General features: G+C 48.9%; 17 protein-coding genes, 1 tRNA gene and 1 pseudogene. 10 read left to right on the top strand and 9 right to left on the bottom strand.

Annotated features, from left to right (window positions below):
- Positions 1–521, bottom strand: a pseudogene (locus tag BM331_RS05645) (IS982 family transposase); the annotation flags it as partial.
- Between the two features lie 95 nt (positions 522–616).
- Positions 617–1,252, bottom strand: coding sequence for a c-type cytochrome (locus BM331_RS05650; protein ID WP_074927859.1), 636 nt, complete (start codon positions 1,250–1,252; stop codon positions 617–619).
- Between the two features lie 115 nt (positions 1,253–1,367).
- Here BM331_RS05650 and BM331_RS05655 point away from each other — a divergent pair, with 115 nt between their 5' ends.
- The 7 genes from BM331_RS05655 (at position 1,368) to BM331_RS05685 (ending at position 8,250) form a co-directional block, all read left to right on the top strand.
- Positions 1,368–1,970, top strand: a complete 603-nt coding sequence (locus BM331_RS05655; RefSeq protein ID WP_074927860.1) for a hypothetical protein — start codon at positions 1,368–1,370, stop codon at positions 1,968–1,970.
- 118 nt (positions 1,971–2,088) lie between these two features.
- Positions 2,089–2,895: a type I methionyl aminopeptidase gene (map, locus tag BM331_RS05660; RefSeq protein WP_074928156.1), complete on the top strand. Its 807-nt coding sequence runs from the start codon at positions 2,089–2,091 to the stop codon at positions 2,893–2,895.
- A 61-nt stretch (positions 2,896–2,956) separates the two neighbouring features.
- Complete coding sequence (gene rph / locus BM331_RS05665) at positions 2,957–3,685, top strand: ribonuclease PH (protein WP_074928158.1); 729 nt, start codon at positions 2,957–2,959, stop codon at positions 3,683–3,685.
- Positions 3,686–3,704: 19 nt separating this feature from the next.
- Positions 3,705–4,310, top strand: a complete 606-nt coding sequence (rdgB, locus tag BM331_RS05670; RefSeq protein ID WP_074928160.1) for an RdgB/HAM1 family non-canonical purine NTP pyrophosphatase — start codon at positions 3,705–3,707, stop codon at positions 4,308–4,310.
- A 50-nt stretch (positions 4,311–4,360) separates the two neighbouring features.
- Positions 4,361–5,599: a radical SAM family heme chaperone HemW gene (gene hemW, locus BM331_RS05675; protein WP_074928162.1), complete on the top strand. Its 1,239-nt coding sequence runs from the start codon at positions 4,361–4,363 to the stop codon at positions 5,597–5,599.
- Positions 5,600–5,626: 27 nt separating this feature from the next.
- Positions 5,627–7,438: a copper resistance system multicopper oxidase gene (locus tag BM331_RS05680; protein WP_074927862.1), complete on the top strand. Its 1,812-nt coding sequence runs from the start codon at positions 5,627–5,629 to the stop codon at positions 7,436–7,438.
- Positions 7,435–8,250: a copper resistance protein B gene (locus BM331_RS05685; protein WP_074927863.1), complete on the top strand. Its 816-nt coding sequence runs from the start codon at positions 7,435–7,437 to the stop codon at positions 8,248–8,250. The genes BM331_RS05680 and BM331_RS05685 overlap by 4 nt, the downstream gene beginning before the upstream one ends.
- Before the next feature lie 42 nt (positions 8,251–8,292).
- Here BM331_RS05685 and BM331_RS11610 read toward each other — a convergent pair whose 3' ends face one another.
- The 7 genes from BM331_RS11610 to thiS form a co-directional block, all read right to left on the bottom strand.
- Positions 8,293–8,472 (bottom strand): hypothetical protein, encoded by a 180-nt coding sequence (locus BM331_RS11610; RefSeq protein WP_143100931.1) that lies wholly within the window; start codon positions 8,470–8,472, stop codon positions 8,293–8,295.
- A gap of 24 nt (positions 8,473–8,496) precedes the next feature.
- On the bottom strand, positions 8,497–9,177 hold the full coding sequence (locus tag BM331_RS05690) for a GIDE domain-containing protein (RefSeq protein WP_143100932.1): 681 nt from the start codon (positions 9,175–9,177) through the stop codon (positions 8,497–8,499).
- A gap of 57 nt (positions 9,178–9,234) precedes the next feature.
- Positions 9,235–9,813 (bottom strand): LemA family protein, encoded by a 579-nt coding sequence (locus tag BM331_RS05695; protein WP_074927865.1) that lies wholly within the window; start codon positions 9,811–9,813, stop codon positions 9,235–9,237.
- Between the two features lie 111 nt (positions 9,814–9,924).
- Positions 9,925–10,338, bottom strand: a complete 414-nt coding sequence (locus tag BM331_RS05700; RefSeq protein ID WP_074927866.1) for a hypothetical protein — start codon at positions 10,336–10,338, stop codon at positions 9,925–9,927.
- 115 nt (positions 10,339–10,453) lie between these two features.
- Positions 10,454–11,131 (bottom strand): tRNA (guanosine(46)-N7)-methyltransferase TrmB, encoded by a 678-nt coding sequence (gene trmB, locus BM331_RS05705; RefSeq protein WP_074927868.1) that lies wholly within the window; start codon positions 11,129–11,131, stop codon positions 10,454–10,456.
- A gap of 32 nt (positions 11,132–11,163) precedes the next feature.
- On the bottom strand, positions 11,164–11,970 hold the full coding sequence (locus BM331_RS05710; RefSeq protein ID WP_074927869.1) for a thiazole synthase: 807 nt from the start codon (positions 11,968–11,970) through the stop codon (positions 11,164–11,166).
- A gap of 59 nt (positions 11,971–12,029) precedes the next feature.
- A complete protein-coding gene (thiS, locus tag BM331_RS05715) occupies positions 12,030–12,230 on the bottom strand; it encodes a sulfur carrier protein ThiS (RefSeq protein ID WP_074927871.1) in 201 nt (66 codons plus the stop codon).
- 59 nt (positions 12,231–12,289) lie between these two features.
- Here thiS and BM331_RS05720 point away from each other — a divergent pair.
- The 3 genes from BM331_RS05720 (at position 12,290) to BM331_RS05730 (ending at position 14,573) form a co-directional block, all read left to right on the top strand.
- Positions 12,290–12,360: transfer RNA gene (locus tag BM331_RS05720), tRNA-Gly, on the top strand.
- 96 nt (positions 12,361–12,456) lie between these two features.
- Positions 12,457–13,044: an ATP-dependent zinc protease family protein gene (locus tag BM331_RS05725; RefSeq protein WP_074927872.1), complete on the top strand. Its 588-nt coding sequence runs from the start codon at positions 12,457–12,459 to the stop codon at positions 13,042–13,044.
- Positions 13,041–14,573 carry an inactive transglutaminase family protein gene (locus BM331_RS05730; RefSeq protein ID WP_074927874.1) on the top strand — a complete coding sequence of 511 codons (1,533 nt, stop codon included), beginning with the start codon at positions 13,041–13,043 and terminating at the stop codon, positions 14,571–14,573. The genes BM331_RS05725 and BM331_RS05730 overlap by 4 nt, the downstream gene beginning before the upstream one ends.
- Positions 14,574–14,576: the final 3 nt, after the last annotated feature.

Consider the following 14,576-nt stretch of genomic DNA (forward strand, 5'->3'; position numbering starts at 1 on the left):
CGATCGTCAACATTACCAGCAGTAAGTTGCAGACGGATCAGTTCACCTTTGGAGTTGATGATAGCGTGGAGCTTGAATCCATAGAACCAGCCCATCGAAGTCTTGCCATGTCTGGCGCTGTCGGCGAAGATCCGATGGCGGGCAATGCGCCGGTTATCGCAAACGGCGATTGCAGTAGCATCAGCGATGGAAATCCCGTCACATTGGTCTTTGAGCATCTCGAACAAGGCTGTCAGAGGAGCTACACAACGAGGCAGAAGTTCCACACAGCGTTGATAACTTGGCAGCTTCGGAAACTCAGCCTGCAAGTGACGGCACACATAAACCAGGTAAAAACTCTTGAACTGGCGAAAGCGCAATTGATGGAATAAAACAGTTAAGGTCATTAACTCCGATAAACTCAACTTGCTGCGGCGTTTGCGCTTTTTTACTCCTGTTTCCAGAAGATGACGCTCTAAAGCAGGCTCGAACTAGTGGCAAAAATCATCTATGAGGCAAAAAAGTTCGGTTAAACTGTCCATGAGCGTCTCCCGGATGCGATTGATTTGTTTGTGGAAACATAATCTTACGCAAAAAGGCAGGCGCTCACCTCCTCTTTCCTTATCCCGAACTCAGGTTACCTTAGTGTGGTGATGTACTCAGATACCGCCTTCATCTCTTGCTCGCTCATGCGCGAAACAATCATCTGCATGGCACTGTTCGTATCATTATTGCGCGTTCCCAGACGAAATGCTTGTAGTTGGGACAGAGTATAGGCGGCATGCTGACCATCTATTCTTGGATAATGCGGTGGAATACCTTGCCCATTGGGAGAATGGCAGCTGGAGCATGCAGGAATAAAGTTTTCTAGATTTCCACCCTGATAAAGTTTTTTTCCTTCCTCTATCAGAGAAGTGTCACCAACTGTTCCAGGCTGTGGCTTTTGTTGTGAATAGTAAGCAGCAAGGTTTTCGATGTCACTCTCGCTTAATGTTGCCACCATGGGAGCCATAATCATATTGTCACGTGCGGCAGTTTTTCCTTCTGCTGCCTTGAAATCATGCAATTGCTTGGCAGTATATCCCGGCTCTTGCCCCGCAAGAACGGGGTAAATAGGAATAGTACTGTTACCATCAGCATTGTGACAGCCTGCACATATTCCGGCTGCAATTTCTTTGCCTTTCTCAACATCGCCCGCAGCTGGGGATTCGGCAAATACAAAGCTGGAAAATGTGAGTGCGATTGCTGCTACAGTAGTTCCAATGAGTTTCATGATCGTTATAGGCTATAAAGGTTAGTTGCTGATAAAAGAGACAAATATATATGTATTCTAACAAGATTTGTTGACTGCAGTAAACGCTGCTGTTGTTTACTTATAAATATATAAGATGAAAAAACTTTTTCTTATTTTATTGCTGGCAAATATAGGTGCTGCTTTTTATTTTTACAGTCTGCCGAATAGTAATTTCTCTGCACAGAAGTCATTGATTCATCCAGAAAAAATAGAGCTATTGCCAACCAGGGTTGCATGTCTTAAATGGGGAAGCCTGCCAGAACCTGTTGCTAGATTGGCCAGAGTGGAAATTTCTAAATGGGAAGCGGGGAAAGATCTTGTCACTGAGATTTCCCAAGGGGAAATTACTATTCATTGGATGCATATTCCACCATTACGAAACGCACGTGAGACTGCGAAGCAGATCGAACAACTGGAAAAATTGGAGGTTCCTCATTTGCATATTCAGGAAAATACAGATAACCCGTGGCATAATGCAATTTCATTGGCAATCCTGACGGATAACTCCGATGCGGTGGCGTTGACAGAAGACATGAAAAACAAGGGTGTGGAACATGTATTGGATAGTGAACAAACTCTGGAACAATTTGAGTTTGTAATTCGCAGTCCAACTAAACAGATCACTGAAAATATTCAGCAGTTGATTCGTCAGTTCCCGGGTACACAGCTTGAAGTTACCGAATGTGATCGCTTATGAAAGCTGGCAGCATAGTCATAGTATTTCTCAAGCAGCAAAATCAATGAATTGTTTATCTGCGGCTTTTTTCAGATTTCCTCAATATTTATCATGATTATCGGAGCAAGTTGGAGTGGGTGTGGTAGTTCATATTAAAACAGCGCAGGAAATTGAAACCATGCGTATTGCCGGGCGACTGGCATCAGAGGTGCTGGATTATATCGAACCCTATGTGGTACCCGGTGTAACGACAAGTGAGCTGGATAAGCTTTGCCATCATTATATGGTCGATGTACAGAAAACGATACCGGCTCCCCTTAATTACGCACCGCCTGGTTACAGTCCTTATCCGAAATCTATCTGTACCTCTGTGAATCACCAGGTTTGTCACGGTGTGCCGGGAGATAAAAAGCTTAAGGACGGAGATATTGTCAATCTCGACATAACGGTCATTTATGAAGGCTACCATGGTGATACCAGCCGTATGTATTACGCAGGTGAGCCTCCCATTCAGGCCAGGCGGTTATGCGAGTTCACCTATGAGGCAATGTGGCGTGGAATCGAGGAGGTGCGTCCGGGCAAGCATTTAGGAGATATTGGCCACGCGATCCAGCGTTTGGCAGAAAAAACTGGTTACGGCATCGTCAGAGAATTTTGTGGGCATGGCATTGGTGCAAAATTTCATGAAGATCCCCAAGTATTGCACTATGGCCGTGCGGGTACGGGAATCGAACTTAAACCTGGCATGATTTTTACAATCGAACCCATGATCAATGCAGGAAAAGCCGCCATCAAGCAACTTCCGGATGGATGGACAGTGATTACCAAGGATCGCAGCCTGTCTGCGCAATGGGAGCATACGATACTGGTTACCGACAATGGTTACGAAGTGCTGACCGTATCAGCGGGATCCCCCGCCAAACCTGACTACCATTTTTCAGTCTGATGACATTATCCGATAGCATGCTGAAATTACATTATTTCAGTGTGAAAAATAAGTGATTGATATGCCACGATACAATCATCGTACGCCTGCACAAATGCGCCCGGTCAAAATAACTCGCCGCTATATCCGGCATGCCGAGGGTTCGGTATTGATCGAATATGGCGAAACCATGGTCATTTGTACTGCCAGCGTCATTGAAAAAATCCCACCTTTTCTCAAGGGAGCCGGGCAGGGCTGGTTGACGGCAGAATACGGCATGTTGCCGCGTTCTACAGGTGAAAGAATGCAGCGTGAAGCGGCTAGAGGCAAGCAATCCGGACGCACCATGGAAATTCAGCGCCTGATCGGGAGAGCATTGCGTTCTGTACTGGATCTGGAAGAACTTGGCGAACGCACAATTCAGATTGACTGTGATGTGATCCAGGCCGATGGAGGGACTCGTACCGCCAGCATTACCGGGGCATTTGTTGCGTTGTGCGATGCAGTTGGATATTTGCGTGCAGAAAAAATGATTTCAAAAAATCCAATCCAGGATCACGTTGCCGCTGTTTCAGTTGGCATACTGAAAGGCCAACCCCTGCTGGATCTGGATTATGCGGAAGATTCCAGTTGCGATACTGATCTGAATATCGTCATGACCGGCAATCTGGGGTTAGTGGAAGTTCAAGGTACTGCGGAGAAGGTCGTTTTCAGTCGTCAGGAACTGGATGTCATGCTTGATATGGCACAACAGGGGCTGCAAGAGCTGTTTGACCTGCAACGTAAAGCACTTGAAACCGCTGCTTCCTGACAATAAAAGTAACTGCACCATGCAGCCATCCCTGAACAGGATTGTTATCGCCAGCAATAATACCGGGAAGCTTGCTGAAATCAGAAAACTGCTGGCTCCTCTTGGTGTTGAAGTGGTTACACAAGCATCGCTCGGCGTAACTGAAGCGGATGAGCCTCATATGACGTTCGTGGAAAATGCGCTGGCCAAAGCACGGCATGCGAGTTTGGCAACCGGATTACCCGCGCTGGCAGATGATTCCGGGATATGTGTTAATGCTTTGCAAGGTGCGCCCGGTGTATTGTCTGCTCGTTATGCGGGTGAACCTCGCTCGGATGAACGTAACAATCGTAAACTGGTTGAAGCGCTGCATGGCCAATTCGATCACCGAGCCTATTATTACTGTGTGATTATCCTGCTGCGTCATGGGAGAGATCCGCAACCTGTCATTATCGAGGATACCTGGCATGGAGAAATCACTGCTGAGCCGAGAGGTCAGGGTGGATTTGGTTATGATCCCCATTTTTTTCTGCCCGAACTGGGTAAAACTGCCGCCGAGCTTCCCATGGAAGAGAAAAACCGGATCAGTCATCGTGGCAAGGCGCTTGCCAGGCTGGTGCAAATATTGGCTACTGGCGGAGAATGAAAAAACACCAGTTTAGTTGATATAACGTGTTTGCGATCGATTCGATCGACATGAAAAAAACAATCCCGATTTTATCCCTGCCTGATTCAAAATCACCTCATCTGGCTGAGCTTCCTCCTTTGGGGCTGTACATTCATCTGCCCTGGTGCGTCAGAAAATGCCCTTATTGTGACTTCAATTCGCACGCAATCAATCCGGATAGCACGCCGCTCCCGGAGGTTGAATATGTTGCAGCGCTCAAGCGTGATCTGGAGCTGTCACTGCCACAGATCTGGGGGCGGCCTGTTACCAGTGTATTTTTAGGTGGCGGAACCCCAAGCCTGTTCAGTGGTGCCTCGATCGATGCGATTCTTTCGTATGCGCGTATGCTGTTGTCTTTTACTCCCGAGACTGAAATTACACTGGAAGCTAATCCGGGAACGCTGGAAGCACAAAAGTTTGCAGATTTCCGATCTGCCGGCATTAATCGACTGTCCATCGGCATTCAAAGTTTCAATCCCAAGCATTTGCAGGCATTGGGGCGTATCCATGATGATGCCGAAGCTTCTCGTGCGGTTGAACAAGCACTACAGCATTTCAGCAATATCAATCTGGATTTAATGTATGCACTGCCGGATCAGACCTGGGATGAAGCATTGCAGGATATTGAAACAGCTTGCGGCTGGGGCGTGCCGCATATCTCTGCTTATCACCTGACGCTTGAACCCAATACTCTGTTTTATCGCCAACCACCGAAACTGCCAGATGATGATACATCAGCTGATATGCAGATTATGGTCGAGCGTGTGCTTGCAGAAAAAGGCTACCAGCATTACGAGACTTCCGCATTTGCACAGCCCGGGAGGATGTGTGTGCATAACATGAACTACTGGCAATATGGCGATTATCTGGGGATCGGGGCCGGGGCGCATAGCAAAATCAGCTTTCGTGAAAAAATTATCCGGCAGATGCGCCACAAGCATCCTCGTCGTTATCTGGAGGGGACCGCATCCGGCAATGCCTGTCTTGAAAATATGCTCGCCACAGAACAGGAAGTTGGGCCGCAAGACCGGATTTTTGAGTTCATGATGAATGCACTGCGATTGACAGACGGTTTTGATCCCGGATTGTTTCATACTCGCACTGGCTTGACAGTTGCCTCAATTCAGCAGCAACTGACCACTGCCGAGCAACGAGGGTTGATTGAATGGCAGCACGATTGCATCCGGCCGACGGCTGACGGACAACGATTTTTGAATGATTTGCTGGAGATTTTTCTACCAGAATCCAGGCAAACGACAACTTCCTGAACTTGAAATAATGGAAGGCAAATCGGAATGAAGGATTCAATTTCAAGACGTGCCTTTCTGAAAAAATCAGGTGCACTGGGGACACTTACTGCTCTGGACTGGATGCTGCCGACTTATGTCCGATCTAATTCCTTAAGTGTTGTTACGCCCGTTACGCAGCTGAGTGGAGATGTAATTAATCTCACTATCGCCAGAACGCCATTTCGTATCGACAATCGCATCGCAACCGCTACGGCTATCAATGGTACCGTTCCAGGGCCTTTACTTCGTTTGCACGAAGGGCAGGATGTTACCCTGAATGTAACTAATCACTTGGACGAAACCTCTTCAATACATTGGCACGGCATTCTCCTGCCACCTGAAATGGATGGCGTGCCTGGTGTCAGTTTTCCGGGTATTGAGCCGGGAACAACCTTTTCCTATCGCTTCACAATCAGGCAGTACGGCACGTACTGGTTTCACAGTCATTCAGGTGGCCAGGAGCAGGCAGGCGTGTATGCACCGATGATTATTGATCCGCTTGAACCGGACCCGATCCAGTACGATCGCGAATATGTGATTATGCTTTCGGACTGGAGCTTTTCTTCAGTGGATGCAATGATTGAAAAGCTCAAAAAGCGACCCGGCTACTTCAATTTTCAGAAACGCACAGTGGGTGATTTTATCCAGGACGTCATGCAGGATGGCTGGCTTCCAGCACTGGATAATTACTTGATGTGGGCCCGGATGCGAATGGATCCAACGGATCTGGCAGATGTAACCGGCCATGCCTACACCTACCTCATGAATGGGTTGACTCCGGCAGCAAACTGGACAGGGCTTTTTCATCCTGGGGAACGCATACGGCTACGTTTTATTCAGGTAGGGGTGATGACTTTTCAGGACATCCGTATCCCCGGACTTGGGATGACCGTAGTGCAAGCGGATGGCCAGAATATACAGCCTGTCGAAGTGGATGAATTCCGCATTGGCCCGGCTGAAACCTATGATGTCATCGTTGAACCCAAAGAAGATCACGCTTATACGATCTTTGCAGAAACACTGGATCGCAGCGGTTTCGCGCGCGGCACCCTGGCTCCACATCCTGGAATGACTGCGGAAATTCCACCGCAACGTCCCCGCCCGCTTCGCACCATGGCAGATATGGGCATGCAGCACATAAACGGCATGGATCATGACAACCACGCGCCTAGCCATACAACCAGAAATGTGCCGAAAACAGGAATACAACACGACCCGAACATGCGTGGAGAGCATGATGGGCATGATCAGCTCGCATACCTTGATACCAGACCAGTCAGGCATGGTGCTGACGATCATGGTTCTGGTAACCAGTCCATTCCAGATTTCACACAGGACCGCTTGGACGAACCAGGTATCGGGTTGGGAAATGATGGCCGCCGGGTGCTGGTCTACACCGACTTGAAGAGCCTCAAGCCCTATCCTGACCAGCGCGAGCCGGAGCGTGAACTGGAAATTCACCTGACCGGCCATATGGAACGCTTTATGTGGTCATTCGATGGCGAAAAATATTCTGATGCAAAAGAATCAATCCTCTTTCGCTATGGGGAGCGGCTGCGCTGGATTTTTGTTAACGATACGATGATGGAGCATACGATGCATCTGCATGGTACGTGGATGTATCTGGAAAATGGTGCTGGCGCATATCTGCCACGCAAGCACACGGTTCTTGTCAAACCTGCCGAACGTGTTTCCGTTGCCATTACTGCCGATGCACCCGGCCCCTGGGCTTTTCATTGTCACTTGCTCTTGCATATGGAAACGGGAATGTTCCGTGTGGTTGAGATCCTGGATGCAGTTCCCGGAACAGAACCGTGAAATTCTTTCTGCAACTTACGGTTGGCATTGTTGCGATCCTGTTCTCAGGTGCGGACAGCAGCCTGCCGGCAGCGCGTGCAGAAATGCTGTCAGATAAAGAAAAACAGACCTTATCCAGTCATCTGCTCCGATCCCAGGGTGAGTACCATCACCCGACCCATAGTGAGCAGAACTATGCGTTCCTGCGTGCTGATGTGCTTGAATACCGCCCGGGAGAGGATGGCAGCGATTTCCGCTGGGATGTACAGGGTTGGTACGGAGGAGACTTCAACCGTCTTTGGTTCAAAAGTGAAGGTGAACGAAATACGGCTTTCAAGGCGGATTACGACATCGACATGCAGCTTCTGTATAGTAGATTTGTCGGGAAATATTATGATTTCCAGGTTGGTGTGCGCGGGGAAGCGCAAACCTTCAGAGGAGGAAACGTAGCCCGTGCGCATGCAGTTATCGGATTTCAAGGGCTCGCTCCATACCGTTACGAAGTGGAATCCGCACTTTTTATCAGCCAAGCTGGAGATGTATCTGTGCGCTTTCAGACATCTCGTGATTTTTTGCTGACACAACGGTTGATTTTGCAAGGACGTTTTGAGACTCATGCAGCCGTGCAAAAGGTGGAGAAATTTACCACCGGCCGGGGGCTTAATAATATTGAACTGGGGTTGCGGCTGCGTTATGAAATCAGGCGAGAAATCGCACCTTATATCGGAATTTCATACGACCGCAGTTTTTTCAAGACGGCTGATCTTGTACGAGAAGAAGGGGGTGATTCCAGTCAGGTTCGCTTTATGGTCGGCGTGCAGTTGTGGTTCTAGTTATAGTTTTTATCAAATACCGTCAGAAAATACCGGTTTAACCTACCCATGTACCCGCAATAGCCAGACAGCGCAGCTCATCATTCCCAGGCTGACTGTCAGCATGAAGAGCGCGTGGCGGCGATATTTGTGGATCAGCGCTGTTTGCGGGTGAACCGATATGATAAACGGGCGCCTGCCATCTTCCGGGCTGGAAACCTGATGGATTTCCGGTTCGTGCAATAACTGTTGATGAAGGGTGCGAGCTTATGATCGGGCAGTCTCGCGCGCGATCTCCCATTCTGCCTGATCTATCTCGCCATCCCGATTGCTGTCAAAGCGTTCCAGTAATTGCTGTCTGTCCTGTTTCCAGTCACGGAGCAGATCACGCGCAATATTCTGCACCGATTGCTCGGTTGCCGGTGATCGCGTTTGCAGATGGCCGAGGATATACAATTGTTGCCCGGGCAGGATCAATCGCTCACTGTAGCGGTAACGGCTGGTCAGCGCGACAATGGCTGAAGCGCTATCCAGCACTCGGGTTCGCGTTGGCCATTCGGTATTACCGTGCCAGATCAGTTTCTCATTGCTGGTGATTTCTGCCCCTTCCGGATTAACCAGGCAGGTACCGGTACCATCATCCAGCATAAACGACTGGTCGCTGGTGTGCTGATACAGGATTTTCCATTCGGTGCGGGTGCGTTTCTGTTCCAGTATGGTCTCTTTGCGCTCGACCAGACTGTGATACCAGATACATTGATGGTTGGGTAGCGGAGCAAAAATGGGCTGGTTAGACGGAGATTTTCCCTTGCCTTCCAGTTCGATATAACCCTGATGTGCGGAACGCAAACATGCTGTGGGTGTATCTTTGATCAGATGCCAGCGCTTCCAGTCGCGTGCAAAATAGTAAAAACTGATTAACGCTGCCAGTACCAGGAAAAACAGCATGAATCTATATTCTTCCGGCGAAAGATTGGATAACAGGCCTTCCACGGCATTGTCAGATCAATTGAACAGCTTGTTCAGATCATGATCCTGTTTATCGATTTCAGCAAATTCCAGTAATAACCGTTCCTTAAACCCGAACCAGTGAGCAATAATGATTTCGGGAAATTGTTCGATGCGGATATTGTTGTTCTTAACCGCTTCATTGTAGTACTCACGCCGATCGGCGATACTATTTTCCAGGCTGGTGATGCGGGTTTGCAGATGCTGAAATTTCTCGCTGGCTCTGAGTTCAGGATAAGCTTCCGCCACGGCATACAGATTACCCAATCCCATTCTCAGCATTCCTTCCGCCGCACCCAGAGCAGGCAGATTACCTGCTTCACGCGCACTTGCAATGCTTGTACGTGCTTCCATTACCCGACTGAGAGTTTCCTGCTCAAATTGCATATAACGCTTGCAGGTTTCAACCAGCTTGGGCAGCTCATCATGGCGCTGCTTCAGCAGAACATCGATATTTGACCATGCTTGTGAAACCGTATGTTTCACATCCACCAGGCTGTTATAGATCATGACCCCGATCACCAGCAGAGTGGCGATAATTGCAAGAAGAATGTAGAGAAAAAGTACAAGATCCATGGATATTCCTTTGGCTGTCTCAAAGGATATATCAACGGCAGTTATTACAGGGATTGGAGTATTTGTCCTACCCGAGAAATTTATATTCGGGCCGGCAGCTAATAGCCTTTGTCAGTGGTCATGATCTTCTGCTTCGGGAACAGGCTCTACAAATTCTGTTCGTCCGCCAAATTCCCGACGTATTTCCTGTTCTTTGAAATCTTCTCGATTGGATTCATCTCCAAATTCCCTACGCGCGGCTTCCTCTTCAAATTCCATACGCTCATCTTGCATTTCGTTTCCTTGGATTGCCGATTGCGAAGCTGATTTGTTGTCAGCTTCTGTTCCAGAGGCTGCAATATGCGTTGATTGGGAAAGATTTGAATGTTGGGAAATGGGGAGGACATTTGTTGTACTTCCTTTGTTTGCTGGTATTTTCCAGTCAAATTCTGATGTATCAGCCGTGGCGGCAGCAGGAAATGAAAATACTGATGTCGATAAACCGGCTAAGCCAGCAATACAAATGATGGTAGCGATCTGTTTCATGATATATCCCCTTGACAAGTTGTTATGAAAAACAGTGTATACCTGTTACATAAATACAATATATGGGTATCACTAAAAGTATTTACTGCCTTGGAAATATTCCGAAAAGGATTGTTTAAACAGTTCTGGTGAATATCAGGTCGCGGATGGTGTGGCCGAGCTTTATGCCACGTTGCTCGAATTTGGTCAGTGGCCGGTATGCAGGGCGGGGGGCATAGTCAGTGGCGGCAGTATTGATGAGCCGCTGCTCGCTGCTTAAGACCTGCAGGCTATGAATGGCGTAGTCTTCCCAGTCGGTAGCGATATGCAGATAACCACCGGGTTTCAGCCGGTCACACAGCAGTGCGACAAAATCCGGCTGGATCAGGCGGCGCTTATGGTGACGTGCCTTGGGCCATGGATCCGGGAAAAAAATGTGGATCCCGTCCAATGATTCACCAGTAAGCATGTGTTGCAGAACCAGTTTGGCATCATGCGGAATAATCCGCAGATTGGTCAGGCTGCGTTTCTCGATACGATCGAGCAGGCTGCCAATTCCGGGCGCGTGAACTTCGATGGCCACAAAATCTTTTTCCGGATGCTGTGCAGCAATCTCGGCAGTGGTTTCCCCCATGCCTGATCCGATTTCCAGAATTTTTGGTGCGGTACGTCCAAAAATCGAATCGGGATCAATCGAATTTTCCGAGAACGAAATGCCGTAACGCGGCAGCAGGGATTCGTAGGCGTGCCGCTGTGCATGGGAAAAATACCCCTGGCGGAGCACATAGCTGCGAATAGGAGGGTGGGAAGGCAAAAATAGATTTCCTGAAGAAGCGTTGCTGCTGCTTAATTGTTAGTAGCAGAATGCGGCGATCCGGTAATCATGCCTTCTGACGGAGAGCTTGGCGTGGCCTGATAAATTTTCTTCGGCATACGCCCGGCCAACCAGGCTTCACGTCCTGCTTCAACCGCTTTGCGCATGGCTGAAGCCATCAGTATCGGGTTGCGGGCGCTGGCTACAGCCGTATTCATCAGTACACCATCACAGCCAAGCTCCATGGCAATGGCGGCATCCGATGCAGTGCCGACGCCGGCATCGACGATAACCGGTACTTTGGCCTTATCAATGATGATCTGCAAATTCCAGGGATTAAGGATGCCCATGCCAGAACCAATCAACGAAGCTAGCGGCATGATAGCGGCACAGCCGATGTCTTCCAGTTGCCTGGCAACGATGGGGTCATCCGATGTATAGACCATGACCTGGAAACCATCCTTGACTAGAATTCTGGCTGCTTCGAGCGTTGCCACCACATCTGGAAACAGCGTTTTTTGATCGCCCAGCACTTCCAGTTTGACTAACGCATGTCCATCAAGCAGCTCGCGCGCCAGGCGCAGCGTGCGAACAGCGTCTGCTGCCGTGTAACAGCCAGCAGTATTAGGCAGGAGCGTAAATTGTGAGGGGGGCAGTACATCCAGCAGATTGGGTTCATCGGGATTCTGCCCGATATTGGTACGACGTATGGCTACGGTAATAATTTGTGTGCCACTGGCATCAACTGCAGCACGAGTTTCGGTGAAATCCTTGTATTTTCCCGTTCCCAGCAGTAAACGGGAAGTATAATTTTTACCAGCAATGACGAGCGTGTCCATAAGTGTGTCAGTGGTTGTTTTGTATCAGTTGGGGACAGGATCAAAGCAAATTCTAATAATCAGCCTCCACCAACTGCCACAATAATTTCCAGTTGATCCCCATCATTGAGGATTTGTTCAGGAAAGCTGCTGCGGGGGATGATTTCACCGTTGCGTTCAATGGCTATGCGCTTGTTCTGCAGCGACAGGTATTCAACCAGTTGCTGTATATTCAGCGGGCCATCATAACTTTGTTGCTGTCCGTTGATTATGAGTTGCATAATATTTAAAAAGTACCCAAGGTAAGGTAGACTTTAAACCAAGCAATCCATTCTAGCATGCGGGTGTAGCTCAATGGTAGAGCAGAGGCTTCCCAAGCCTACGACGAGGGTTCGATTCCCTTCACCCGCTCATCCAGAGACTGACAGCGCACGTTAATTTTATCTGCCGGAATTATCCGATTACCGAGAGTGATTCTTTAACTATTACAAAAATTCAGAAAACCTGATGACTATTCGTTTAATCAGACAGATCCTGTACATTCTGTCTGCAGTTTTACTGCTGTTGCTTTATGGTACCGCCTGGGCGGAAAAATCTGCCGCCCCCCCGGATTCCCTGAAAATTCTTGGCTGGGTTGAGTTTATTCGCCTGGAACCTTGGGGAATCAAGATGCCTGCACGAGTCGATACCGGCGCTAATACTTCTTCCATGAGCGCTCGCGATATTGAGGTATTCAGAAAAAATGGCAAGCCATGGGTTAAATTTACCTTTGATTTCAGGAAGGGTTCCGGGAAACGCTCTGTCGAGATTGAGCGCCCACTGACCCGGATGCTTAAAATCAAACAGCACGATGGACCTTCTCAAGAACGCCCGGTGATTTCTATGGAAATCTGTCTGGCAGATGAGGTCCGGGAAGCCGAGTTTGATCTGATTGATCGTCGTGCCCTGAATTATCCGGTATTGCTCGGACGCAAGGCGCTGGCCGGTTATGCACTGGTTGATCCCGCGCGTGCCTATCTCACCAAGGCGGTGTGTGGTCACGTCAAGAAGAAAAAAAAGAGTGATGAACCAACTGATTCCAGGCAGCCTGAATGAGAAAACTGCATCTGTACTTGCTGGCCTTCATACTATGTTCCATAGGGCTGGGACTGGCCTATTACAAGGTTACTGTAATTGGTCTGCCTTTAACTGCTTCCGCACAGGCAGAGGTATGGGATATTGAAGCGCGTATCAGCTTTCGCGCCAAATCTGACAACGCGATCAAGGTAACCTTGCCACTACCGCTTAACCCTCCCGGTTATTCCATTCTTGATGAGGATTTTGTCAGTGCGGATTACGGGCTGGCAATCGAACAGGATAATACCGGTCGCGTTGCGCACTGGGCCAAACGAAGGGCACAGGGTAAGCAGTTACTGTTTTATCGGGTTGTATTATTTGAAAACGAGGATGCTGTACAAAAGCCGGATGTAGCGCCGGTTTATCCGAAGGCGCCGGAGTATCCGGAAAACCTGGCCCCGGTGATTCAAGGACTGTTGGATAAGGCGCGTCAGCAATCTGCTGATACCGTTTCTTTTTCGCAGCGTGTGATTGAACAGCTGAATGCAGTAGCTTCCATACCGGAGCTGAAATTGCTGTTGAAGCATATCAACCGGACACGTAACCTGGCAAAGAATCTGAGCTGGATACTGGCCGGTGCCCGTATTCCTTCCCGTATCGTTCGTGGTCTGCGCCTGCAGGACAACAAAGAATATTCGGAGTTGGAGCATTTCCTGCAGGTTTATGATGGCAAACAGTGGCGTTCACTGAATATCAAGGATGGACAGGAAGGATTGCCGCCAAATTTCATTGTGTGGCAGATTGACGATGACCGGGTTTTCTCAATTGAAGGCGCTACAGAATTGAGCATTCAATATACCGTTGCCAGTGCATTACAGGAAACCATCAATATTGCTGGCTCCCGTTCGGCGGAAAGAGGTTTCCATCTGATGGACTTTTCACTGTACTCGCTGCCTGTGCATGTTCAGAATGTGTACAAAGTGTTGTTGATGATACCGCTGGGCGCTTTGGTAGTGGTATTCATGCGCAATATCATCGGAATCCGGACGTTTGGCACATTTATGCCGGTCCTGATCGCACTGGCTTTCCGCGAAACAGAATTGTTATGGGGCGTGATTCTGTTCTGCCTGATTGTCGGTCTCGGATTGTTGCTGCGCGCCTATGTTGAGCAGTTGAAGCTGCTGCTGGTGCCTCGCCTTGCAGCGGTGCTGACCATGGTGGTGTTGCTGGTCGCTGGTGTTAGCGTAGTGATGCACAAGCTCGGGCTGGAAACCGGGTTATCCGTGGCCTTGTTCCCGATCGTTATCATGACGATGACAATCGAACGCATGTCACTGACCTGGGAAGAAGCCGGGCCGGCTGAAGCATTCAAGCAGGTGTCAGGTAGCCTGTTGGTGGCGATAATGGGTTATCTGGCCATGAATATCAATGAATTCCAGTACATGTTCTTTGCCTTTCCCGAACTGTTGCTGGTGGTGTTGGCTACAATCCTGCTGCTGGGGCGCTACTCGGGTTACCGGCTGATGGAACTCTGGCGTTTCCGTGCATTTGCGCGGAACAAGCCGTAATAT

The organism is Nitrosomonas eutropha (assembly GCF_900116685.1).
Lineage (GTDB): Bacteria > Pseudomonadota > Gammaproteobacteria > Burkholderiales > Nitrosomonadaceae > Nitrosomonas > Nitrosomonas eutropha_A.